Raw genomic sequence first — 229 nt, forward strand, 5'->3', positions numbered from 1 at the left:
ACCCTACACCGGGGATCATTTTCGATATATCGTGATCGGACTTCAATCGATATATCGAAATGACCGCTCCCCGTGATCTTGATGGGCCTGCCAGTCCGCTGACTTCCCGCCCGCTGAGCCGCGGCGACATGCGCCTGCTGGTGCTGTCGCTGCTGGCGGCGCAGCCGCGCCATGGATATGAGCTGATCCAGAGCATCAGTGAGATGTTCGTGCGGCTGTACACGCCCAG

The 229-nt window shown here is 59.8% G+C and carries 1 protein-coding gene; it reads left to right on the forward strand.

Annotated features, from left to right (window positions below):
- Positions 1-59 precede the first annotated feature (59 nt).
- On the forward strand, positions 60-229 hold a 170-nt coding region (locus ACQG3P_RS25715; RefSeq protein ID WP_426806625.1), incomplete at its 3' end, for a PadR family transcriptional regulator.

Source organism: Stenotrophomonas sp. SrG (assembly GCF_050031795.1).
GTDB lineage: Bacteria > Pseudomonadota > Gammaproteobacteria > Xanthomonadales > Xanthomonadaceae > Stenotrophomonas > Stenotrophomonas rhizophila_A.